Origin of the sequence: Dokdonia donghaensis DSW-1, assembly GCF_001653755.1 — a bacterium.
In the GTDB taxonomy this organism is placed as follows: Bacteria; Bacteroidota; Bacteroidia; order Flavobacteriales; family Flavobacteriaceae; genus Dokdonia; species Dokdonia donghaensis.
The window spans coordinates 3,256,025-3,279,898 of sequence record NZ_CP015125.1 but is presented as its reverse complement, the minus strand read 5'-3'; the positions used below and the strand labels follow the sequence as shown (position 1 = coordinate 3,279,898).

Sequence of the window (23,874 nt, the reverse complement as noted above, 5' to 3'; positions counted from 1 at the left end):
GATGCGCAAAGTCATTGAATATTTTATTAAGTATCACGTAGCTGTAAACGTTATCGTGTTAATGTTTGTGGTGTTTGGTATTTATGGTGCCTTGTCACTTAATTCTTCATTCTTTCCACTAGTAGATTCAAAAAATATTAATATAAGTGTTGCTTACCCAGGTGCATCTCCGCAAGAGGTAGAAGAAGGTATTGTACTTAAAATAGAAGATAACCTTAAAGGATTAGATGGCGTTGAGCGTGTAACATCTACTTCACGAGAAAATAGCGGAACTATAAATGTAGAGATAGAAAAAGGGAAGGATATTGATTTTATGCTTCTTGAAGTAAAGAACGCTGTAGATCGCGTACCATCATTTCCTTCTGGTATGGAGCCTCTAGTGGTAGCAAAAGTTGAGGCTATAAGGCAAACTATATCTTTTTCTATAAGCGGAGAAAACGTATCGCTTGAGACTTTAAAACAAATAGGGCGACAGGTAGAAAATGACCTGAGGGGTATAGATGGTATTTCTCAAATAGCAATATCTGGATATCCTGAAGAAGAAATTGAGATAGCTGTAAATGAAAACAGTTTACTTGCTTACGATTTGTCTTTTGCAGATGTATCTCAGGCGGTAAGCACATCTAATATTCTCACTACAGGCGGGTCTATAAAAACGGAAGCCGAAGAGTATCTTATACGTGCAAATAATAGAGCTTACTACGGGGATGAGTTGTCTAATGTAATAGTGCGATCAGACGCAAGCGGGCAAACGATACGCCTTAAAGACGTGGCAGAGGTAAGAGATCGTTTTTCTGAAACACCTAATGCAAACTACTTTAATGGAAATCTTGCTGTAAATGTGACGATAACCTCTACAAATACAGAAGATCTTATAGGCGCCGCAGAAAAGGCAAAAGTGTATATAGAAGACTTTAATGCTAAATATAATAATGTGCAACTTGCTGTTGTAAGTGACTTATCTATAACCCTTGTACAGCGTACTGCCCTCCTTACTGAAAATGCTATTGTAGGGATGCTCTTAGTGCTATTGTTTCTATCAGTATTCTTAAATACTCGACTAGCATTCTGGGTAGCCTTTGGACTTCCCGTGGCATTCTTAGGGATGTTTATGCTTGCAGGCTATTTTAATGTGACGATTAATGTATTATCATTATTTGGGATGATCATCGTGATAGGTATTCTGGTAGATGACGGTATTGTGATAGCAGAAAACATCTACCAGCATTATGAACGTGGTAAAACACCTATACAAGCTGCTGTAGATGGAACAATGGAAGTGTTGCCTCCTATACTTTCGGCAATCACTACAACGATTCTGGCTTTTGGTATTTTCTTATTTTTGGATGGAAGAATAGGTGAGTTTTTCGGAGAGGTTTCGGTTATAGTAATGCTTACGTTGCTTGTTTCTCTTGTAGAAGCCCTCATTATACTGCCAGCTCACCTTGCACATTCTAAGGCATTGCGAGCACAAAGTAATAAGCCTAAAAAGGGAATGGCAAAGCTATTCTCAAATCTGCGTTATATAAATGAGTTTGGAGACCGTATTATGGTCTGGTTACGTGATCGTGTGTATAGCCCAGTTTTAAGGTTTGCGCTTGATTATAAGTTTTTGATGTTCTCAATTTTTATTGCCTTTATTTTACTCACTTCTGGGAGTTTTGAGGCGGGTATTATACGTGGAGCGTTTTTCCCGAGAGTGGCGAGTGACAATGTGAGAATAAGTCTTGAAATGCCTAATGGTACAAATGCCGCTATTACAGATAGTATTATCTCTATGATAGAAGAAAAGGTTATAGAGACTAATAAAGAGCTCACTGAAAAGTATAAAAATGAAATAGACGGCCCAATGTTTGAAAACATTATCAAAAACATTGGCCCAGGTACCTCTACAGCCTCTTTGAGTATAAATTTATTGCCAGGAGAAGAGCGACCTAATGAAGTGACCTCAGATATTGTAGGTAATATGATACAAGAAAAGGTGGGGCCTGTTATAGGTAAAGAAAGCCTTGTGTATGGAGGTGGAGGTAACTTCGGAGGAAGTCCAGTAGCTGTTTCTCTATTGGGTAATAATATTGCAGAGCTTAAAGCCGCAAAGGAAGAACTGAAGAAGTCCTTAGAGACAAACCCAGTTTTAAAAGATATAACAGATAACGACCCTGCGGGTATTAAAGAAATTAGATTAGAGCTCAACGAGTCTGCATACTCACTGGGACTCAATTTGCAAACTGTAATGGCACAGGTACGAGCAGGATTCTTTGGGGCACAAGCGCAGCGCTTTCAGAGAGGTCAAGATGAGATAAGAGTATGGGTGCGTTATGATCGGGATAATAGATCATCTATATCTAATCTAGATGATATGCGTATCACTACGCCATCTGGAGCAAAGGTGCCTCTCAATGAGATAGCATCTTACACTATTGAGCGTGGTGATGTGGCAGTAAACCACCTTGAGGGTAGAAGGGAGATACAAATACTTGCAGATCTCAAAAACCCAAAAGAAGTAAGTGCCACAGATGTAATGACAGATTTGCGTACTAACGTGATGCCAGAGATATTATCTAAGTATCCTACAGTAACACCATCATACGAAGGTCAAAACAGAGAGGCAGGTAAACTTACAGACTCACTTATACCTGTAGGCCTTACGGTGCTATTACTTATTTATATAGTGATTGCATTTACCTTTAGAAGTTATAGTCAGCCGTTGATGTTATTGCTTCTCATACCATTGAGTTTACCGGCAGTAGCCTGGGGGCACTGGATACACGATTTCCCGCTTAACATATTATCTATGCTTGGTATTATAGCCTTGATAGGGATTATGGTTAATGATGGCTTGGTACTTATAGGTAAGTTTAATACTAACCTAAGAGAGGGTATGACCTTTGAGGATGCTATTTTTGATGCTGGTCGTTCTAGATTTAGAGCTATCTTTCTTACCTCAATCACAACTATTGCTGGTCTTGCTCCGCTTATTTTTGAAGAGAGTAGACAAGCACAGTTCTTAATCCCTATGGCAATATCTATTGCATACGGGATAGGCTTTGCAACGGTACTTACGCTTGTAATGCTTCCTATCTTTTTATCATTTAGCAACTGGGTAAAGACCACTACAGATATGTTACAGAAGGGAAGAAAGACAGCTAGAGAAAATCAAGAGAGAGCCGTAAAGGAAATGGAAGAAGAGCACGATAATGACAACCAAGAGCTTCAAGTTGCCTTTAAGCCTAAAACAGATATAGCGTAAAATGAATTTGTATAAAAATCATACACCGCGAGAAATTGTTGCCGTGCTAGAGCATAGCGACAAGCTTACTTACGAAGCAAAACTTAACTTGCTAGATACTATTAGAAATAGATCTATTGATGTTTCTACAGAAAAGCTAGAAGAGCAAATTGCACAAAAAGAAGCGGCCATCGCAAATCTTGAAAACCTAGAAGAACTAGGCTTTCATTATGAAGAAAACACAACCACAGGAGAGATTATAGTAAAGCGCACTTCCAAAGCAAAAATTATGGATATCATATCCATAGTACTAGGAGTGTTACTGTCACTTGTAGGGCTTATAGCTTTCTGGCTACTCGTTGCAATTTTTACCGGCGATAACGAGTTTGGACTTGATAAGTTGTTTATGTATGTGTTAATGATTACTGCTGGACTTGTAGGTTTTAAAATGCTATCAGGCATAGAGCGCTTTTTAGATTTTAATAGCTTTTTGCTTACTAAATCTGGAGATGAAGTAACTATAAAAAAAGGAGGACTACCTGGAGCTCAAACTTACCTAAGTAGCCAGCTCGGGATTGAAGAAGAAGAAGGTGAACTCGTTTTTCATATAGATGATATTGAGTTCATAAGGGCAAATCAAGACAACCTAGTGCAAAGACGTACGCTAGAAACATTATTACTTAAAATGACTGCAAACAGATGAAACAATCTTTTATAAAAAGTATAGTTGCTATGGTATTGTTTTTTGCTTTCGCGAAAGCGTATGCACAAGACCTCCCGGCACAATTGCTCACAAAAGAAGAAGCCGTGCAGATAATGCTTGAGAATAACTTTGGGATACTACTCGCTAATAATCAAGTTACCATAGCCGAAAACAATAAAAGTATATTAAATAGTGGCTACTTGCCATCCCTCACAGGTAATGCAGGTGTAAATTATAGTATAGATGATCAAGAGGCTACCTTTCAAGATGGTAATGTAAGCACTGTAGATGGAGCAGAGACCACACGTTATAACGCATCTATAAATCTTAATTATACGCTTTTTGATGGTCTAGGTAGATATTATAATTATAAAACATTAAAAGAGCAATATGGCCTCTCAAAGCTACAGGCAAGGGAGACTATAGAGAATGTAATGCTTCAATTATTCTCTGTGTATTATGAAGTGGCTCGTATAGAAGAAAATTTAGCTGTTTTAGAAACCGCATTAGATATTTCAAAAGCTAGGGAGGTGCGTGCGCAATATCAATTTGATTATGGCCAAGTAAACAAATTAGAAGTGCTCAATGCGCAGGTAGATATTGTAACAGATAGTACAAATATTCTTAATACAAGACAGCAGTTACGCAACGCACAGCGAGATCTTAATGTAGTGCTCGCAAGAGAGCTAGAAGATTTAAAGAGTGCAGATACTACAGTTACCTTTGTAAACCCACTTGAGGTAGAAGGTTATATAAGTGAAGGTATAAGAAATAACGTGTCTATATTACAGGCAGAGCAAAATATTACTATAAGTGATTATCAAATTAAACAAGCTAAATCTTTGCTTTTACCTACAATAGGTCTTACAGGTAGTTATGGCTGGACAGAGGGTAACTTTCCTGCTACAAATTTTCTTGCCTCAAGCACGTCTACAGGTTTTCAAACCGGCGCAACCCTACAGTGGAATCTCTTTGACGGAGGCCGCTCTATTATAGGAGTAAAAAATGCAAAGATATTTTTAGAAAATCAAAAGTATACTCAAGAACAGCTACAACAGCAAGTACTAAGAGATATAGCAAATGCAAAAGGTGATTATCTTAATGCTCTTAAAATTTATGAACTACAAGAGCAAAATGTAATTACAAGTCAGGCTAACTTTGATAGATCACAAGAACGATTTAAACTTGGGCAGGTGAGTAGTGTAGAGTTTAGACAAGCTCAACTTAACTTGCTCAACGCACAAACCACTAAGAACGCTGCAAAGTACACCGCAAAGCTGGCAGAGATAACACTGCTGCAGCTCACAGGGCAACTACTTAATGTGAAGTTCTAGGTTAATTACGCTTTCGCGAAAGCGCAACAAAAGATTACATTATGTATGAGCATTTTTTTCAATGTCCGTATTGCTGGGAAGAGGTGTCTATGTTATTAGATCCATCTGTGAGTACGGTTTATGTAGAAGATTGTGAGGTGTGTTGCAACCCTATAGAAGTACGCACTACTTTTGAGGCGCAAGAACTTGTAGGTTTTGAGGCTCTTGATATTGAACAATAAGTCATTTCTCATTTCTATTTTGTACATCTTGAGGTAGTATTTGAGATTTTAATACAGTATTACCTACTCTCAATTATATATATTGTTACAGATATACCTGTCTATGTGATGGTTGCGAATAATTAAAAAAATATCCTACATTTTCCTTTTATATATGACAAAAACGGTTGTATATTTGCACTCCAATTAACGCAGTACTGATGGCCTAATCAAGAAACGTGTTACTGGAACATACATCGCGGGATAGAGCAGTAGGCAGCTCGTCGGGCTCATAACCCGAAGGTCACTGGTTCGAGTCCAGTTCCCGCTACTAAGTAAAAAGTCTCAATCACAAGTTGAGACTTTTTTTATGCAATAACATTGTTGTTCTTGAAGCGCTAGATGATTTGTGATATGAAATAAATTATGAGAGCTTAAGAGTGTCAAAAAATTAAAAACAAGTATTATGGAAATTAATCCTACCGAAATTATCGGTTATCTAGCCAGTTTATTTGTGCTGTTGTCATTTTTGTTTAAAGATATACGTACACTACGTATTGTAAACTCAGTGGGTTGTGCATTTTTTGTGGTGTATGGAGTATTGTTGTCAAGTATACCAGTAATCGTAACTAATGTTGCGATATTGCTAATAAATGGGTATTACCTTTTTGTAAAAAAGCCTATTAATTAACCGCGAAAGTAGGACTTTTCGTGCCTTTTGTGCTTCATTATCAATTATTTAAATACGAGTAGTGTAAGTATTTATAGGTAAATCTTGTATAATATGGTGAGTTACATTACATTCGCCAAAATTTGAAATACTGTATGAAATTAATGGAAGAAGCGGTGGCTTTTGAGAATGCTTCAATGAGCAATATGTCCACCAGTGATCGCGTTGCAGCTTCAAGAGAAGCAAAACGCCTCATTCTTGCACTGAATGAGATTTTTAAAGAGACTAAGGACTCTGAAATAATGGATGCAATGAAGCGTCTCACAGAAAAGAAAAAGAAGATCGAAAAACGCTTGAAGGGTAGACCAGATAGTATGTAAAATAAAAGAGGCCTCAGCTATGATGGTCTCTTTTTTATTTATATCATAGTCTCATATATATGCAGCCAGATAATTTTACAAATGAGTTTTTTGGGATAGGTATCCAGAATGGTAAAACACCAGAAAATCTGGGTGTCTTGTGGCGATCTGCTCAAAACCTAGGTGCTAGTTTCATTTTTACTATAGGTAATAGATATGCAAAGCAGGCTAGTGATACACATAATGCTGTAAGTGCGATGCCTTATTATCATTATGATAATTTTGATGACTTTTTTAACCACTTACCTAAAGGTGCTCGCATTGTAGGTGTAGAGCTAGATGAGCGTGCACAACCGCTAGAGACTTTTGAGCACCCCAGGCGCTGTGTTTATTTACTAGGGGCAGAAGATCACGGCCTTACACGTGAAGCGATAGATAGATCTCACTTTCTTGTAAAGTTCTCTTCTACCCTAAGCCTTAATGTTGCAGTGGCTGGGAGCATCGTGTTATATGACAGAGCCCTGGCAAAACCTAGATCGTAATTAGTACGCTTTCGCGAAAGCGTAATACCTCCCATAACCACACATCATTTGCATAATTAATAACTCTTTATATCCATAAAGGCAAACGTACTATTTAAAGTATCTTTGCCTAAAAGAAACACTATGTCGCACAAAGCCGGATTTGTAAATATTATAGGAAACCCAAATGTGGGTAAAAGTACGCTTATGAATGCCTTTGTGGGTGAGCGCCTAAGTATCATTACCTCAAAAGCACAAACTACACGTCACCGTATACTAGGTATTGTAAACGGAGAGGACTTTCAGATGATTTTGAGCGATACCCCAGGTATTATAAAGCCGGCATACGAGCTACAAGCCTCTATGATGGACTTTGTAAAAAGCGCCTTTGAAGATGCAGATGTGCTACTTTACATAGTAGAGCTAGGAGAAAAGGAGCTCAAAGACGAAGCGTTTTTTAATAAAATACGTGGTGCAAAGATTCCCGTTTTATTACTCATTAATAAAATAGACAAGGGTAATGAAGAGGTGCTAGGCGAGGCGTTAAAACTGTGGTCAGAAAAAGTTCCAAATGCTGAGGTCTTTGCGATCTCTGCACTTGAAAACTTTGGTGTGCCACAAGTGTTTAATAGAATTATAGAGCTATTGCCAGAGTCTCCAGCATTTTACCCTAAAGACCAACTTACAGATAAGCCAGAGCGCTTTTTTGTAAATGAGATCATACGTGAGAAAATCTTGATGCACTACAAGAAAGAAATTCCTTATGCAGTAGAGATAGATACAGAAGACTTTTTTGAAGAAGATGAGATCATACGTATGCGCTCTGTAATTATGGTGGAGCGTGATAGCCAGAAAGGTATCATTATAGGTCATAAAGGAACTGCGCTTAAGCGAGTGGGAGTGGAGGCTCGTAAGGATTTAGAAAAATTCTTTGGTAAGCAGGTGCACCTTGAGCTCTATGTAAAAGTAAATAAGAACTGGAGAAGCAGCGAGCGCCAGCTCAAACGTTTTGGGTATAACCAGAAGTAGTATAAGTACGCTTTCGCGAAAGCGTAAACCACCATCTTTTACACCATCTCCATACTAGATATTTTATCATCGTGAATAATAGAAAGCTTAAGAATAGCGAACTCAACAGAAAAACGGTTGCAGATTTTAAGGAGGCAGAAAAAACGCCACTTATTATCGTGCTGGATAACATAAGGAGTCTCAACAATGTAGGTTCGGTTTTTCGCACTGCAGATGCCTTCCTTGTTGAAAAGGTGTATTTGTGTGGTATCACAGCTACACCGCCGCATCGCGATATTCAAAAAACAGCACTGGGAGCAACAGATGCTGTAGCGTGGGAGTATGTAGAAGACTCAGTAGCGCTTTCTCAAAAATTAAAAGAACAAGGTGTGAAGCTTTGTGCTATAGAGCAAGCAGAAGATGCAGTAATGCTAGACAAGTTTACTCCTGTAAAAGGGGAGAGGTATGCTGTTGTTTTTGGTAATGAGGTAAAGGGAGTGCAGCAAGAGATTGTGTCTTTAAGTGATACGGTACTTGAGATTCCGCAGGTGGGTACTAAGCATTCTCTTAATATTTCTGTAAGTGCGGGAGTGGTTATATGGGACATCTTCAGTAAGTTAGGAGTTTCTTAACAGGTTGTTAAAGTGTTATTTAACAGTCACTTATGATTTTTACTCAATATTTTGTTTATCTTTAAAAGAAAAAAGATAAACATTATGTCAAAATTCACAATGCCCATACGTTTTGCCATCGCAATGGCAGGAGGGCTCATCGCATATTTTTTAGTACTCGCATTATTTAACCTTCATACCAATGTTATGTTCTCGCTCTTTAATGGCGTGATTGTAGGTTTTGGTATTTACGAGGTGATTAAGTATACAAAGATTAAGAACGGATCTGCTTTTAGCTACACAGACGGACTTACTAATGGAGTGGTATCAGGATTTATTGCTACTATATTATTTACAGCATTTTTTGCACTATATGCTGGTAATATTAACCCAGATTTTCTAGACGGTCTCATAGGGCCTTGGGAGAAAACGTATAATACAAGTATAGGTTCTGTAATATTTACAGTCGCAATAGGAGGATTTTCTACCGCTATATGTTTATCATTATGTTTTATGCAGCTTTTTAAACCTAGCTGGAATACGGAGGGAACAAAGAAGGTATTACGAGAGAGAGGACCGGTTATTAGATAATCCTCATTTAGAAAAAGGAAACTAAGAACTCCGCCAGATGGCGGAGTTCTTAGTTTTATTAAATAGCTCAAAAAAACATAGTTTACGATTGTAAATCACAAGATAAATAGTATATTTGCACCCGCTTAAACTGAGAGGCTTAGGCTTTTATTAGTGTAATAACAATATTTAATTAATCGCTATGTACGCAATTGTAGAGATAGCAGGGCAGCAATTTAAAGTTGCAAAAGACCAAAAAGTCTTTGTTAACCGCCTATCTACCGAAGAAGGGAAAACTGTCGATTTCGACAAAGTACTTTTAGTAGGAGACGGGTCTAACATCACTTTAGGCGCCCCAGCTATAGACGGAGCTCTAGTAGGAGCTAAAGTCTTAAGACACCTTAAAGGTGACAAAGTAATCGTTTTCAAAAAGAAAAGACGTAAAGGATACCGTGTTAAGAACGGTCACCGCCAGTCACTTACTGAAATCGTAATTGAAAGTATCGCTACTTCTGGAGCTAAGAAAGCTGCTCCAAAAAAAGAAGCAAAAGCTGCACCTAAAGCTGCTGCTCCTGCAAAGGAAGCTGCACCAAAGGCAGAAGCAAAAAAGGCTGCTCCTAAAAAAGCTGCCAAAGCTGACGATCTTAAAAAAGTGGAAGGTATTGGACCAAAAATCGCATCAACTCTTGTTGAGGCTGGTATTGATACATTTGCAAAACTTGCAAAAACTGACGCTGCTAAGATTTCTGAAATCATCGCAGGTGTACGTGGAAACCACGTAACAGACACTTGGCCAGCACAAGCACAAATGGCTGCAGATGGTAAGTGGGATGAGCTTAAAAAATGGCAAGACGAATTAGACGGTGGTAAAGCATAATTGCAATACCATCAAGTATAACTTATAAAACCGAAACAAGATGGCTCACAAAAAAGGAGTTGGTAGTTCTAAAAACGGTCGTGAATCAGAATCGAAACGCTTAGGTGTTAAGATCTTTGGAGGACAGGCTGCAATCGCAGGGAACATCATCGTACGTCAAAGAGGTAACACGCATCACCCAGGTGAAAACGTGTACGGAGGAAAAGATCACACACTTCACGCAAAAGTGGATGGTGTTGTAAAATTCCAAAAGAAAAGAGACAATAAATCTTACGTTTCTGTAGTGCCTTTTGAGGCATAAGCAACTAAGATAATTACTATCTCATTATATAAAACCCTTACCGCAATGCGGTAAGGGTTTTTATGGTTATACAAACTTTATTGAGGTTTAGGTGTTTGGTATGTTGTTTGATGCAAGAGACAAAACACTTCTTATGAGAATATTACTAGCGTTTTGTTGTGCCTTTTTATTGCAATCTTGCTTTCCTGTAGCGGTGGCGCCTAACCTGAGTGAGGGTAAGGTTAAAAAAGCAAAAAAGTTTAATAGAAAACTGCCTAATAGATATGCATATCTATTTACAGACCCTAAGGATGCAAATGAGTTTTATGAGTATGTAAATACTAAATATGATCTCAATCATAACTATGTAGAAGATAATGTGCGCGTACTTATTAGTAACGAAGCTTACTATGTCTCATTTTATGAAGTGGGAAAGAAAACGCAAACGGTCAATTTATTGAGACCACTAGCAAATAAGTTGCTTGAAGAAAATGGTGTACCGCCCGTCTTTAATGATGACCCATTTAGGGATTATGGTGATACCTGGTATATTGCATTACTTATAACAGATGAAGATTTTAACGACGCCTTGCATCCAGATTATAAACATTATAAGGATATAAGACAATTTGCAGCTTCTCTACATAAAGAGTACTGTAGTATGAGTAACTATAAGCAAGCCACATTTACAGTGGAGCATAACTAGCTTAGTTTACCTTGATTTTATCTGTACCTAGATAGCCATCATTTTTATTATAATACCAAGCTCGGTCTTTAGGCATTTTTATACCTCCTATAGTAGCAAGATCAGTAAGGAGTATGTACTCACCCGTAGTCTCATCATCACCCTTAAAAAATTGATATACCTCCATTGCATACGTCTCTGGGTCAAAATAAAACTGCCACACATCTGTGCCTACATTTTTATCATAGCGCACACGTGCTACTAGGTATTCTTTTCCTTTGAGGGTGTGCTTTTTAACATCCTTCTCGATAATAGTTCCTTTATCTGTGAGCTTCATAGGTAAACCGTAGAGGTATGAGTAATAATTTCTGAACATTACAGTGCGTTCACAATCCTCATCTGCAGTGGTGCTTGTTACGACCTCTCCAGCTTCGTTTGTGTATTTGCAACCAGTGCCTAGAAGTTCTCTAAAGCTGGTTTTGCCATCTTGTGTTGTAGTTACATTAAAGTATTCTCTGGGTAAATCTAGTGTAATTACACTTTTGCGATCTGGTTTATCTGGCATATCAAGTACGAGTGTAAATTCTCCAGTAAAAGTCTCCCAGTTGCTATTTGGGTCGTGATAGGCTATAGATTTTGCCACGAGCTCTGGTCCAGATAATTGTTGTGAGTACGCTTTCGCGAAAGCGCAACAAAATAAAATAGCAATAAGCGTATAGTTTTTCATTGTGAAAGTTTGAGCTATGAAGATACACATTGCTTTTTGATAACCATAACTAACTTTAGTATGGTCTTAACAGCAGTGCAAAGTGATAAATTGTATCTTAAATATATGGAAGAAAAAGTAGAAGTAACGCTTGAAGATGGAATGCTCAATCTAGAAAATAAGCAGATCCCAAAAGAGATTTATGATGAGGCAATTATTGCCTTAGAGCACTACCCAGAATTGTGGGATGCAGATATTACTTTTCAATTTAAGAACAATATAAGAAAGTCTACTATGCAGGCACAGCCTAAGTGGGCTAGCTTTTTTAAATCTAGAAAAAATAGATCTTACATTATTTTAATCTCAAGAAAGATACAAATAGATCAAGAGGAGCTCAACTTTTCTGAAGTGCCCAGCGATGTGGTAATAGGATGGCTTGGTCACGAGCTGGGTCACGTGATGGATTATAGGGAGCGCTCTGCCTTCGGGATGCTGGTTTTTGGTGTTAAATATTTGTACTCTGGTGCTCATATTAAAGAAGTAGAGCGCACTGCAGATGTGTATGCAATTACCCACGGTATGGGGTCATACATTTTAAAAACAAAGAATTTTATACTAGATCACGCTCATATCTCTGAGAAGTATAAGCAACGTTTGCGTAGTTTATATATGTCGCCAGAGGAGGTGATGCACCTGCTTGAGAACGATTAAGCTATAGCTGGGGTTTATTGTTTGTTTATAAAAGCTTCAAAATCCAAAAACTTTTCTTCTCCCATTACTTTTTCCATCTTTACCTGGCCACCTTTTTTCTTATTTGCGCCACTCCACTCGTGAAAGACATTTGGGTCTATAGTAGTCACCTTTACACCTTTTAGGGATTTGCCTCTGGCTACACCGTAATTTTTATTGGCATTTTTAAGAGATTCATCAAGAGCCTTAGCAAGATCTGTCTCGCTAGTGGTGGCTGTTGTTCCTAAATACCAGCAGTGGTAAAACTCACCATCTATTTTTTTTGCACTCAGTGTAAACTCCGGTATTTTAATGTCAAACTTTTCTTCTAAATCTCTTAGCGCATCTTCCATTTTGTTTACAGAAAGTTGTGAGCCTACAACGTTAAGGAAGAATTTTGTTCGTCCGGTGATTTTAATCTCGGCTCTCTCCACATCTGTAAATGCTATGGTGTCGCCTATGAGATATCTCCACGCTCCAGAGACAGTACTTATGATAAGTACATAGTCTACTCCTGTTTCTACTTCGTTAAGTGTAAGCGCAGGTGCATCTTGTGAGAGCGAGCCATCTTCATTAATATATTCAGGTTTAAATGGTACAAATTCAAAATAGACGCCGGCATCTGTGCTGAGCTTCATAGATGCTGTTTCTGGTCTGCTCTGGTATGCCATAAAACCTTCGGATGCTAGGTAGGTGTCTATAATGGTAATGTCTCGACCTAGTAGCTGTCTAAAGCTTTTCTCATAGGGTTGAAAAGCTACACCTCCACTGGTAAAGACCTGCAGGTTAGGCCAGATGTCGTGTATGTTGTCTACATTATGGTAGGCTATTACTTCCTTGAGCATAAGCTCCATCCAAGATGGGATACCACTTAAGGCTCCTATATCCCAAGACTTTGCATTTTCTGCGATGGTTTTAACACGCTCATCCCAGTTGTCTATTTTTGCTATTTCTTCTCCAGGTTTATAAAAACCTTTAAACCAGAAGGGGATATTGCTAGCTGTGATGCCGCTTATTTCTCCCTCAAGAAATTCGTCATTTTTGGCGAGGTCTGTAGAGCTTCCTAGCGCCATAACTTCTTTGTCAAAAAAGTCTGTAGGTAAATCATAATGTGCCAGCGCAGATACTTGTGCAATACTAGTCGTTCTTATAGCTGCTACCATATCTTCGGTCACAGGTATGCGTTTACTAGTTTTACCTGTAGTCCCACTTGATAATGCAAAATAATGTGGCTTACCAGGCCAGGTGATATTTTCTAGGCCTTCCTTGATGCGTTTCCACCACATATCATTCATTTGATTATAATCGTGGTAGGGTATCGCTTTTTTGTAAGCCTCGCTTACATTATCTTCTTCTAGAATTTTTGAAAAGCCGTAATAGATGCCAAAGGATGTATCCTTTGCTGTGTCGAGCATTGTACGTAACACGTTCTCTTGCTCTTCAACTGGGTTTGAGCTTGTGGTGAGTGTGTCTTTAAGATCAATTGCACCTTTTATAATAGAACCTAGAATAGCCATATGAGTTGGTTTTTTACAAATATGTTAAATAAACCCGCTTAACTTACTGTCTTTAACCCAATCTTAAGGAACAATTGTGAAAAATATAGGAGCTTTAGTGTAGGGGTAATTACGCTTTCGCGAAAGCGTAAAAAAAACCATCTCACACTTATATCTTACTTGAGGTATAAGCAGTTGTATTGATAATCTATAATGCCCTTGCCTGCGTTTAAAACATCTGCACCCAGAATACCGTGTACAGGCGCTGCATTGTGAGCGATTAGTGCAGTGTTTACGTGTGACATATCAAAGAGAACGATATCAAGTTTTTTATACTGCCACTTCTGGATTTTTAGAGAATTATTGCGAGATAGTTTGGTCTCCATACCGGTTGCTCCCGCGCCTGCGGCTAGCACCTCACTATCTTCTTGCAATAAGCCAAAAAGATCTGCGTGGCTAAAATCTATACAAGAACTAGAGGCGCCAGTGTCTAGTATAAAAGACCCTTCTATACCATTAATTTTTGCCTTCATCTCAAGGTGATTTGTTACGGTAGGAAACAGCCGTGAGCGGCAATAACCTTTTGATAATAAGAACTGGCGTAGTGAGGGCATATAGTGTGTGATTTCTATCAAAAATAATACAATCGTTTATACACCGCGTGGCAACTAAATGATTTTTGAAAAAAGAGGCAAAATCATTTTACTTCCTTCTCGTGGCAAAGTATTTTTGCCATCTATGACTTTTACAGATACACATACCCATTTATACAGTGAGTCTTTTGACGAAGATCAAGCAGAGATGATACAGCGCGCCATAGATGCTGGCGTGACTCGTTTTTTTATACCAGCAATAGACTCGGCGTATACAGAGCGTATGTATGCGCTAGAAAAGGCACATCCAGATACCGTGTACCTTATGATGGGGTTACATCCCACACACGTAAAGGAAAACTATGAAGAAGAACTTGCTCACATAGAAGCACAGTTTGCAACACGTGACTTTTATGCGGTAGGGGAGATAGGGATTGATTTGTACTGGGATAAGTCTACTCTTGTAATACAGCAAGATGCATTTACTAGACAGATCCAACTAGCAAAAAAATATAAAAAACCCATAGTGATACACTGTCGTGAGGCTTTTGACGAGGTTTTTGAAATATTAGAAAGTGAGAAGGGCGATGATCTTTTTGGGATTTTTCATTGTTTTACGGGTACAAAAGAACAAGCGGGAAAAGCGATAAGCTATAATATGAAGTTGGGTATAGGAGGCGTGGCGACCTTTAAAAATGGTAAGATAGATCAGTTTCTTGCAGAAATACCGCTGGAGCACATAGTGCTAGAGACAGACGCTCCTTACTTAAGTCCCGTACCATATCGCGGTAAGAGAAATGAGAGTAGTTACCTAGTGCTCGTGGCAGAAAAGCTAGCGACTATTTATCAAAAACCGCTAGACGAGATTGCTGCTATTACCAGTAAAAATGCAGATAACATTTTTTTTACAAAGCACGCATAGTATCTTATTGTAAATAGGTAACTCAGGCATAAAATATTTTGTTCTTTTGTGGGGACCAATCCAAACTAAATTGAACAGATACGATCACATACGCCCATACCACGACCAGGAGGTTAATGAGGCACTTTTAAGAGCAGCCAGACACCCTATGTTTAGAGTGTTATTACAATTTACATTTCCAGATTTCTCGCAAGAGCAAATTCTAGAAGTGTTTAAAACGTGTCACTCTATTGCAGATTTTCAAGAGAAGGTGATTTATAAGTCTGTGAGTAACCTACTTGATAAAAGCTCAGAAGGATTTACTCAAAGTGGTTTTAGTGCGCTTTCGCGAAAGCAATCTTACCTCTATTTATCAAATCATCGTGATATTGTCTTAGATACGTCATTACTCAATATGACGCTTATAGATCATAAGCTTATCACCACAGCCTCTGCTATAGGTGATAATCTGGTGCAAAAAGATTTCTTAATGGAGTTGTCTAAACTTAATAGAAACTTTTTAGTCTTAAGAGATCAGTCGCCTAGGGAGTTGCTTATGAGTTCTAAGCTGCTTTCTAGTTATATTAAATTTTTACTACAGTCTAATAGATCTGTATGGGTAGCACAGCGAGAGGGAAGAACAAAAGATGGTCTTGATAAGACGCAGCAGGGTGTTCTTAAAATGATTACTATGGCTCGTGGTAAGACACCGCTTATGACTTACCTACGTGAGTTGAGCGTCATAGGTGTGGCAATATCTTATGAGTATGATCCTACAGATATATTAAAAGTGCCAGAAATTGTTGCCAAAAGAGAGAACCTGCCTTATATAAAAACGGCAAATGAAGATTTTAATAGCATACTTAAAGGAGCGCTAGGCAATAAACGTAACATTCACATCGCCGCATCAGCGTTACCAGAAAAGGTATATGATGATATTGAAGACAAGTATGATAGTGACAATGAGAAGTTACAAGCCTTTGCTAGTGAATTAGATAAAGTAATCTGGAAGAATTATAAGCTCTGGCCTACAAACTACATCGCTTATGATCTCTATCATAAAACAGATAAGTATAAGGACAAATATGATACTAAGGAACTACGTCATTTTGAGCGTAGACTAGAAGTACGTGTTGATTTGTCTAAGCAAATGGAAGTAGACAGCTTCTTATTAATGTATGCAAACCCCGTGTTGCAAGCCGAAAAGTTATGAGTAAAGCAAAAATCCTTTTAATATACACTGGTGGTACCATAGGTATGATTAAAGACTATGAGACGGGAGCGCTCAAAGCCTTTGATTTCGATGAGCTACTAGATAAAATACCAGAGTTACGGTTGCTGGATTGTGAGATAAGCACCGCCTCTTTTGAGACTGTGATAGACTCGTCTAATATGAATCCTGCATACTGGAATCAATTATGTGATTTTATAGAGCAAGGTTATGATGCATATGATGGCTTTGTAGTCTTGCACGGGAGTGACACGATGAGTTATAGCGCATCTGCCGTGAGTTTTATGCTAGAGAATTTAAGTAAACCCGTGGTATTTACAGGTTCGCAGTTACCTATAGGAGACTTACGCACAGATGCAAAAGAGAATCTTATAACAGCCGTACAGGTAGCTGCCTTAAGAAAAAGGAATAGGCCACTCATAACAGAAGTGTGTTTATACTTTGAGTACAAGCTTTACAGGGCAAATCGTACCTCAAAAATTAGTGCAGAAAATTTTGAAGCCTTCACTTCGCCTAACCATCCAGAGCTTTTAACCTCAGGTGTGCATCTCACAATTAATGAAGACGCCCTCTGGAAACCAAATAAAAAGCAACTCAAAGTTCATAAAAAACTAGTAACAGAAGTCTTACTACTTAAGATATATCCAGGTATCTCACAGTGCCTTGTAGAGGCAATGCTCAATGTACCTTGTGTGCGAGGAGTGGTGTTAGAAACTTTTGGAGCTGGAAATACTACAACAGAGCAGTGGTTTATAGATGCACTTAAGGCAACTATAAAGAGGGGAGTGCCTGTAGTAAATGTGACACAATGTATCTCAGGCAGTGTTCATATGGGTAATTATGAAACCAGCGTAGCCCTTAAAAAAATGGGAGTTATTAATGGAGGCGATATCACCTCTGAAGCCGCAATAGCAAAAATGATGTACCTCTTAGGACAAAATTTAGGGCCTAAAGTTTTCAAAACAGTTTTTGAAACATCACTGCGCGGAGAGATGTCATAATTATGAGCTAAACTTTTAGTGCTTCGAGGTTTTTTTGTTAATTCGCACTCCTTAATATATAGCGATTGTTTTTAGTACGCTTTCGCGAAAATTAATAATAGAAAGGTGGCCGAGTGGCTTAAGGCGCACGCTTGGAAAGCGTGTATACGGAAACGTATCGAGGGTTCGAATCCCTTCCTTTCTGCGATAATCTTTTGAAGCCCACTGTTTAGTGGGTTTTTTGATTGAAGGGGCATAAAAAGGGGTATAAAAAATTATTTGTAACTCAAAAAAGGCTAGCTCAACCAAATTGGTCGTTAAAGGCACTTACATTTTCCTAAGTTTTAAATTACTTTGTTAGAGGTGGGCTGTCTAACGATTATAGTGCAATTGCATTACCTTAATATGTAGCAATGTTGTATTTGTCTCATAACATATTAAAATACCCTGGCTTGAAGTCTTTGGTGTTGAATCTTAGCCCTATAATATTTTAACAGAATTGTCTAACAGGGTTTCTTTGTTTTGGAGTGGGGTAGGAGCTAGGTTGATTAGTTATCACCATTAACATATTACTAAACTGTTAATTAATAAAGCAATACAACTGGCGTTTGTTAAAATGTTGATTGCTTCTAGTAAAAAAATAGCTTGCTATGCTAATATTCCCCTTTTACTTTGCTATACTTGCTGATTCTACGAGTAATATACTTGGGTTATTACTTGTACTAAGCTTTGTGAAGTAAATATTTGGTATCTGTTTTACACATTCACTGTATGATTTAGTAATTACATACTAAATTAATTGTAAATAAATAAGACGATGCTTTTCTATATTTGTTACACATAATCTAATTAATTACTATATTTAACCCTTTACTAATTTAAACTTTAAGATCAAGAGCAATGAAAAAATTATTCTCTATCATGGCAGTTGCCGCTGTAGTAGTGTTAAGCACATTTACCGCTAACGCAAGCAACGCACAAACAACACTTCCAGTACAGATTCAACAAATAGTTGCAAATGTAGATGCTGGTTCTTCTTTTCAAGATGACGCAGCAGCAGAGGAACTTTCTTTTACACAAGATTTGAAAAAACGATTTATAGAAGGAGGTCCTGGATTTATGGGAATTGTACTTTTATGTTTAATATTAGGTCTTGCAATTGCAATTGAGCGTATTATATATTTAAACTTAGCCTCTACTAACACAAAGAAACTTCAACAAGAAGTAGAAGATGCACTTAACAGTGGTGGTGTAGAAGCAGCAAAAGAGGTATGTCGTAACACAAAAGGACCAGTAGCATCTATATACTACCAAGGTCTTGATAGAGTAGACGAAGGTCTTGACTCTGCAGAAAAAGCTGTTGTAGCTTACGGAGGTGTTCAAATGGGACAACTTGAGAAAAACGTATCTTGGGTATCATTATTTATTGCTCTTGCACCTATGCTTGGGTTTATGGGTACGGTAATCGGGATGATCCAAGCCTTCGATAGAATTGAAGCAGCTGGAGATATGAACCCTGCACTAGTTGCCGGAGGTATTAAAGTAGCACTTCTTACAACAGTATTTGGACTGATAGTGGCTATTATTCTTCAAATATTCTATAACTATATTATTGCAAAAATTGACAGTATCGTAAACGATATGGAAGATGCATCTATCACATTGATGGATATGCTTGTACGTTACAAGAAGTAATATATAGTAATCTTAAAAATTCATACATATTATGGGATTACATAAAATTTTAAAATTCATTGTGGCTATCGTAGGTGTTGCAGCATTAGTTGTAGCAGGTATGGTATGGGCAAACAATGATGCCATCGTAGGTGGTGATTCACAGAACCTTGTCGATATAATGATCCTCCTTGCTTGGGCGGTTATAGGTATCGCTTTAGTACTCGTAGTAGTCTTTGTTCTCAAAGGTCTATTTTCGGGTAATGCAAAAAACACACTTGTAGGAGCTGGATCTTTCTTGCTTATCGTTGCTATTTCTTACTTCGCTGCAAGCGGAGCAGAAGAAGTACCAATGAAAGACGGAGAAGTTCTTTCTGCTAGTGGTTCACAGTGGGTAAGCGCTGGTATAAACGCATTCTTTATTCTTGCAGCAATTGCAATTATACTTATGCTAGTATCAGGAGCTAAGAAACTTGTAAATAAATAATTATGGCTAGGAGAAATGCACCAGAAATTAATGCAGGGTCTATGGCAGACATCGCATTCTTACTACTTATCTTCTTCTTGGTAACAACTACCATTGAGAAAGATAGAGGACTTGTAAGAGCGTTACCGCCAGAGCAGCCTGAAAATGTGGAGCCTCCTATCATTAAAGAAAAGAACCTTTTTGTAGTTATCGTAAATAAAAACGATGAACTTTTGGTTGAAGATAAGCCTATGGAGATGAAAGATCTTCAAGAGGCAGCTATCGCCTTCTTAGATAATGGAGGTGTACCAAAAGGGCAAGAAGGGTATTGTGATTACTGTCAAGGAGAGCGTGACCCTAGTTCGTCAGACTTTCCAGACAAGGCTATTGTAACTGTAAAAAATGACCGTGAGACATCTTACGATACATATATTACAGTTCAAAATGAGCTTGTAGGAGCATACAATTCTTTACGTGATAGAGAGTCACAACGTTTATACGGTTGGAAATTCACAGAAGTAAAGAAAGCTATAGACGAAGGAGTTTATAAAGGAAACGAAGAGAGTGCAAAAGAAAAACTTGATGTTATCAAGAAAATGTACCCTCAGAAACTTTCTGAAATAGATCCTCAATCATAAGTAGAATTATAAAATAAAAATATTATGTCAAAATTTAGAAAAGGCGGGTCTAAAGAGTTACCAGCGGTAAACACGGCTTCCCTACCAGATATTGTATTTATGTTATTATTCTTCTTTATGGTGGCAACAGTTTTACGTAAAAATGACGTAAAAGTGGCGCAAATTTTACCAGCGGCAGATCAAACAGAGAAGCTACAGAAGGACAGAAGTGTATACATCTTTGGAGGGAAACCTGGAGAAGGGTATAAGCAATTCGGTACAGAAGGTAAAATTCAAATAGGAGACAAATTCGTAAATATAAACGAAGTACAGCCTGCTATTCTTGAAGAACGTGAGAAGCTTAGAGATGAGCTTAAAGATAGAGTAATGGTAGCCTTTAAAGTAGATAAGGAAACTAACTCTGGTCTTGTATATGACGTAAAGCAAGAACTAAGACAAGCTAATATGTTAAAAGTGATTTACATCACTACTCAAACTGAAGACGCTGTAACTCAGTAGTCGATAGTTAAATTAGTAAAAAAACACCTTGAGGTAACTTAAGGTGTTTTTTTATGCAATTTTGCCAGCGGCAATTCTGTTATATTTGTAATAAACTATTATTCTTGAAGTATCTCCTTTACATCTTTATATGTCTAAGTACAATTGCAACCCTCGCGCAAGATATTGATGTGCCAGACACTCCAGTTGTAGATTCTTTATATAGGGAAGACCAAGTGTATGTAGGTATCACCTTTAATCTGCTTGGTGATAAGCCTTCTGGTTTTGAGCAGAATGGTCTCAGTGCTGGCATACAAGCTGGTGTTATAAGAGATTTTCCGATAAATAAAAGACGTAATAAGGCTATAGGTATAGGTATTGGAATGGCCTTAGATACCTATAATCAAAATCTTCTCATCGCAACTCAATCTGGAAGCGAGACTTCTACATTTGCCATTGTAGACGAGAGTGTGGAGAATGTTACAAATAGATTTACTAGTTACACATTAGAAATGCCTCTAGAGTATAGGTGGAGAACATCTACTGCAACAAAGTATAGTTTTTGGCGTATACACGTAGGGATGAAGTTGGGCTATGTGCTTAGATTTAAATCTACCTATCAAGATGATGTGTCAGATATCACAAGTTCAGATATACCTGAAATTAATAAGTTTCAATATGGGCCTTCATTTTCTTTTGGCTATGGAGCATTTAATTTTCAAGGATATTATGGTTTAAATACCCTTTTTAATGATGATGCATTGCTCAATACAGAGAAGGTAGGTATTCAAGTGATGCGTTTAGGGTTAGTTTTTTACTTCTTATAATGTTACGCTTTCGCGAAAGCGTAATTTTCTATATCCAGTAACTATACACCATAAACTGCGATACTGCGCCTACAATAAACCCTACAACAAGCTCTGCAGGAGTATGTGCTCGCATATCTAATCTAGAAGTAGCAGTCGCGCCACAGGCAAAAATAAAGCCAGCTATAAGAAGCAAGAGGTTGATGCCAAAATGTAAGCTAAGACCTACTACAAAAAATAGGACTCCAGATAGCGCTATCATATGAAGGCTTGCCTTAAATTTAAGTAATGCTAGCAAAAATGCTCCAGTACTTGCGCCTAGTATGCCTACAAAGAAGTAATATAATTCTGGTATCTCGTAGCCGTCAAAGATGAGTCTTATTAAGATAAAGGTAAAAAGCATCTGCAGTAGTAAAGGCCACCTGCGCTCTTTTACTTCTTTAAGATGAATTGTTGTAACTAGTTGCAGATTTTTAAGCATAAAGTAACTCAAAATAGGAATGACAGTAGTCATAATGACTGTGGCAAAAACTTTTGAGTATAAAAATTCAGGATTGAAATATCTAGGTGAAATATAGAAGTAGAGTAACACTCCTACTAATGGCATAAAAAGTGGGTGAAAAATATAGGAAAAGCTACGTATGAAAAACTTCATTAAATTTGCTTTCGAAGTCGTGCTACTGGGAGTTCTAGCTGTTCTCTATATTTGGCAACCGTTCTGCGGGCTATAGGATATCCTTTTTCTTTAAGAATGCCGGCAAGCTTGTCATCTGTGAGTGGCTTGCGCTTATCTTCCTCTTCGATAACCGTTTCAAGTATTTTTTTAATCTCGCGTGTAGATACTTCTTCACCTTGATCATTAGTCATACTTTCAGAAAAGAAGTTTTTAATGAGTTTTGTTCCGTAAGGTGTGTCTACATACTTACTGTTTGCTACACGTGATACTGTAGAGACATCCATACCTATCTCTGTAGCTATATCTTTAAGAATCATAGGGCGTAGATTGCGCTCATCACCAGTTAGAAAGTATTTTTTCTGGTAGTTCATTATAGAGCTCATCGTGACAAATAAGGTCTGCTGGCGTTGTATAATGGCTTCTATAAACCACCTTGCGGCATCAAGTTTTTGTTTTATAAAAAGCACAGCATCTTTTTGTGCTTTTGTGCGCTCTTTAGACTCTTTATACCCTTTAAGCATATTGCTATAATCTCTAGAGATTTTAAGTTCTGGAGCATTGCGTCCATTAAGTGATAGCTCAAGTTCTCCGTCTACAATTCTTATGGTAAAATCTGGTACTACGTGCTCTACTATTTTTGTATTGCTCGAGTAAGATCCGCCTGGTCTTGGGTTAAGGTGTTCTATCTCGTGTATGGCGTCTTTAAGTTCTTCTTCTGTGATATGGAACTTAGCCATTAACTTTTTATAATGCTTCTTGCTAAAATGGTCAAAAGACTTCTCAAGTATTTCTATGGCTAGTGAGATAGACTTTGTTGGTGTTTTTCTGTCTAGTTGTAGTACTAGACACTCTTGAAGATTGCGGGCTCCTACGCCCGCAGGATCAAGATCTTGTACTTTAGAAAGCATTTTTTCTATAGTCTCTTCTGTGGTGTAGATGTTTTGGGTAAATGCTAGGTCATCCATAAGATCTAATATGGGACGCCTTAAATATCCAGCTTCATCTAGTGAGCCTATAATAAACTCTGCAACGCTACGCTCCTCTGGTGAGATACGCATCGTGTTGAGTTGGGTTTTTAGGTATTGGTTAAAAGATGTTCCTGAGGCATAGGGTACTTGTTTATCCTCGTCATCTGCACTGTAATTATTTGCGCTTAGGCGATACTCTGGTATCTCATCATCACTGAGATAATCATCTACATTAATTTCTACCTCTGGTGCTTCGTCAAAATCATCTGTGTTATCAAACTCTTCAAAGTCATCTTGAACCTCTTCTTTACCGCTATCTAGGGCAGGGTTTTCTTCTAGCTCTTGCTTTATCTTTTGCTCAAACGCTTGCGTAGGAAGCTGGATAAGCTTCATAAGCTGTATTTGCTGTGGAGATAGCTTTTGAGAAAGTTTAAAATTGAGCTGTTGTTTTAACATATGAAACGAAGTTACAAAAAAGGAGTAGAT

27 protein-coding genes and 2 tRNA genes are annotated in these 23,874 nt (G+C 37.9%); 24 read left to right on the top strand and 5 right to left on the bottom strand.

The window, feature by feature from the left end; translation table 11 throughout:
* Nucleotide 1 precedes the first annotated feature (1 nt).
* The 14 genes from I597_RS14480 to I597_RS14415 all read left to right on the top strand — a co-directional run bounded on the left by I597_RS14480 (nt 2) and on the right by I597_RS14415 (nt 11,068).
* Nucleotides 2-3,250, top strand: a complete 3,249-nt coding sequence (locus I597_RS14480; RefSeq protein WP_052111782.1) for an efflux RND transporter permease subunit — start codon at nt 2-4, stop codon at nt 3,248-3,250.
* 1 nt (nt 3,251) lies between these two features.
* Entirely contained in the window at nt 3,252-3,932 is a 681-nt protein-coding gene (locus I597_RS14475) for a hypothetical protein (protein WP_035325391.1), read from the top strand.
* Nucleotides 3,929-5,266 (top strand): TolC family protein, encoded by a 1,338-nt coding sequence (locus I597_RS14470; RefSeq protein WP_035325390.1) that lies wholly within the window; start codon nt 3,929-3,931, stop codon nt 5,264-5,266. The genes I597_RS14475 and I597_RS14470 overlap by 4 nt, the downstream gene beginning before the upstream one ends.
* 41 nt (nt 5,267-5,307) lie before the next feature.
* The gene (locus tag I597_RS14465; RefSeq protein ID WP_035325389.1) at nt 5,308-5,487 is read left to right on the top strand and encodes a zinc ribbon domain-containing protein; all 180 of its coding nucleotides are present in this window, start codon (nt 5,308-5,310) and stop codon (nt 5,485-5,487) included.
* A gap of 237 nt (nt 5,488-5,724) precedes the next feature.
* A tRNA-Met gene (locus I597_RS14460) sits at nt 5,725-5,797 on the top strand.
* Nucleotides 5,798-5,932: 135 nt separating this feature from the next.
* Nucleotides 5,933-6,157: a PQ-loop repeat-containing protein gene (locus I597_RS14455; RefSeq protein ID WP_201771775.1), complete on the top strand. Its 225-nt coding sequence runs from the start codon at nt 5,933-5,935 to the stop codon at nt 6,155-6,157.
* Nucleotides 6,158-6,291: 134 nt separating this feature from the next.
* Complete coding sequence (locus I597_RS14450) at nt 6,292-6,516, top strand: hypothetical protein (RefSeq protein WP_013751231.1); 225 nt, start codon at nt 6,292-6,294, stop codon at nt 6,514-6,516.
* Between the two features lie 59 nt (nt 6,517-6,575).
* The gene (locus I597_RS14445; RefSeq protein WP_035325387.1) at nt 6,576-7,037 is read left to right on the top strand and encodes an RNA methyltransferase; all 462 of its coding nucleotides are present in this window, start codon (nt 6,576-6,578) and stop codon (nt 7,035-7,037) included.
* A 123-nt stretch (nt 7,038-7,160) separates the two neighbouring features.
* A complete protein-coding gene (gene era, locus I597_RS14440) occupies nt 7,161-8,045 on the top strand; it encodes a GTPase Era (protein WP_035325386.1) in 885 nt (294 codons plus the stop codon).
* A 71-nt stretch (nt 8,046-8,116) separates the two neighbouring features.
* Nucleotides 8,117-8,656: an RNA methyltransferase gene (locus I597_RS14435; protein ID WP_035325385.1), complete on the top strand. Its 540-nt coding sequence runs from the start codon at nt 8,117-8,119 to the stop codon at nt 8,654-8,656.
* 84 nt (nt 8,657-8,740) lie between these two features.
* Nucleotides 8,741-9,226 (top strand): DUF4199 domain-containing protein, encoded by a 486-nt coding sequence (locus I597_RS14430; protein WP_035325384.1) that lies wholly within the window; start codon nt 8,741-8,743, stop codon nt 9,224-9,226.
* A 181-nt stretch (nt 9,227-9,407) separates the two neighbouring features.
* Nucleotides 9,408-10,082, top strand: coding sequence for a 50S ribosomal protein L21 (rplU, locus tag I597_RS14425; RefSeq protein ID WP_035325383.1), 675 nt, complete (start codon nt 9,408-9,410; stop codon nt 10,080-10,082).
* A 40-nt stretch (nt 10,083-10,122) separates the two neighbouring features.
* Nucleotides 10,123-10,383: a 50S ribosomal protein L27 gene (rpmA, locus tag I597_RS14420; RefSeq protein ID WP_021778263.1), complete on the top strand. Its 261-nt coding sequence runs from the start codon at nt 10,123-10,125 to the stop codon at nt 10,381-10,383.
* A 133-nt stretch (nt 10,384-10,516) separates the two neighbouring features.
* The gene (locus tag I597_RS14415) at nt 10,517-11,068 is read left to right on the top strand and encodes a hypothetical protein (RefSeq protein ID WP_035325382.1); all 552 of its coding nucleotides are present in this window, start codon (nt 10,517-10,519) and stop codon (nt 11,066-11,068) included.
* Nucleotide 11,069: 1 nt separating this feature from the next.
* Here the strand turns inward: I597_RS14415 and I597_RS14410 are convergent, their stop codons facing one another.
* Nucleotides 11,070-11,774 carry a DUF6503 family protein gene (locus tag I597_RS14410; protein WP_035325381.1) on the bottom strand — a complete coding sequence of 235 codons (705 nt, stop codon included), beginning with the start codon at nt 11,772-11,774 and terminating at the stop codon, nt 11,070-11,072.
* A gap of 60 nt (nt 11,775-11,834) precedes the next feature.
* Here I597_RS14410 and I597_RS14405 point away from each other — a divergent pair, with 60 nt between their 5' ends.
* Nucleotides 11,835-12,464 (top strand): hypothetical protein, encoded by a 630-nt coding sequence (locus tag I597_RS14405; protein ID WP_316931555.1) that lies wholly within the window; start codon nt 11,835-11,837, stop codon nt 12,462-12,464.
* Between the two features lie 14 nt (nt 12,465-12,478).
* Here the strand turns inward: I597_RS14405 and I597_RS14400 are convergent, their stop codons facing one another.
* Both I597_RS14400 and I597_RS14395 read right to left on the bottom strand, forming a co-directional pair.
* Nucleotides 12,479-13,999: a GH3 family acyl-acid amido synthetase gene (locus tag I597_RS14400; RefSeq protein ID WP_035325380.1), complete on the bottom strand. Its 1,521-nt coding sequence runs from the start codon at nt 13,997-13,999 to the stop codon at nt 12,479-12,481.
* 155 nt (nt 14,000-14,154) lie between these two features.
* The gene (locus tag I597_RS14395) at nt 14,155-14,592 is read right to left on the bottom strand and encodes a retropepsin-like aspartic protease (protein WP_035325379.1); all 438 of its coding nucleotides are present in this window, start codon (nt 14,590-14,592) and stop codon (nt 14,155-14,157) included.
* A 124-nt stretch (nt 14,593-14,716) separates the two neighbouring features.
* Between I597_RS14395 and I597_RS14390 the strand changes: the two genes are divergently transcribed.
* The 9 genes from I597_RS14390 (at nt 14,717) to I597_RS14350 (ending at nt 21,765) form a co-directional block, all read left to right on the top strand.
* Nucleotides 14,717-15,493, top strand: coding sequence for a TatD family hydrolase (locus I597_RS14390; protein WP_035328773.1), 777 nt, complete (start codon nt 14,717-14,719; stop codon nt 15,491-15,493).
* Nucleotides 15,494-15,563: 70 nt separating this feature from the next.
* Nucleotides 15,564-16,685, top strand: coding sequence for a hypothetical protein (locus tag I597_RS14385; protein ID WP_035325378.1), 1,122 nt, complete (start codon nt 15,564-15,566; stop codon nt 16,683-16,685).
* Nucleotides 16,682-17,704, top strand: a complete 1,023-nt coding sequence (locus tag I597_RS14380) for an asparaginase (RefSeq protein WP_021778271.1) — start codon at nt 16,682-16,684, stop codon at nt 17,702-17,704. Before I597_RS14385 ends, I597_RS14380 begins: the two co-directional genes overlap by 4 nt.
* Before the next feature lie 99 nt (nt 17,705-17,803).
* Nucleotides 17,804-17,888 (top strand) — tRNA-Ser (locus I597_RS14375).
* Nucleotides 17,889-18,583: 695 nt separating this feature from the next.
* Nucleotides 18,584-19,378 (top strand): MotA/TolQ/ExbB proton channel family protein, encoded by a 795-nt coding sequence (locus I597_RS14370; RefSeq protein ID WP_021778272.1) that lies wholly within the window; start codon nt 18,584-18,586, stop codon nt 19,376-19,378.
* Between the two features lie 31 nt (nt 19,379-19,409).
* Nucleotides 19,410-19,844, top strand: coding sequence for a hypothetical protein (locus I597_RS14365; RefSeq protein WP_021778273.1), 435 nt, complete (start codon nt 19,410-19,412; stop codon nt 19,842-19,844).
* Between the two features lie 2 nt (nt 19,845-19,846).
* Complete coding sequence (locus I597_RS14360; RefSeq protein WP_035325377.1) at nt 19,847-20,461, top strand: ExbD/TolR family protein; 615 nt, start codon at nt 19,847-19,849, stop codon at nt 20,459-20,461.
* Between the two features lie 24 nt (nt 20,462-20,485).
* Nucleotides 20,486-20,959, top strand: a complete 474-nt coding sequence (locus I597_RS14355) for an ExbD/TolR family protein (protein WP_035325376.1) — start codon at nt 20,486-20,488, stop codon at nt 20,957-20,959.
* A 104-nt stretch (nt 20,960-21,063) separates the two neighbouring features.
* Nucleotides 21,064-21,765, top strand: coding sequence for a porin family protein (locus I597_RS14350; protein WP_035325375.1), 702 nt, complete (start codon nt 21,064-21,066; stop codon nt 21,763-21,765).
* Between the two features lie 28 nt (nt 21,766-21,793).
* On the opposite strand, the gene I597_RS14345 is transcribed toward I597_RS14350, so the two are convergent.
* Together I597_RS14345 and rpoN are read right to left on the bottom strand one after the other, a co-directional pair.
* Nucleotides 21,794-22,399: a hypothetical protein gene (locus tag I597_RS14345; protein WP_035325374.1), complete on the bottom strand. Its 606-nt coding sequence runs from the start codon at nt 22,397-22,399 to the stop codon at nt 21,794-21,796.
* A complete protein-coding gene (rpoN, locus tag I597_RS14340; protein ID WP_035325373.1) occupies nt 22,399-23,844 on the bottom strand; it encodes an RNA polymerase factor sigma-54 in 1,446 nt (481 codons plus the stop codon). Before rpoN ends, I597_RS14345 begins: the two co-directional genes overlap by 1 nt.
* Between the last annotated feature and the right edge of the window lie 30 nt (nt 23,845-23,874).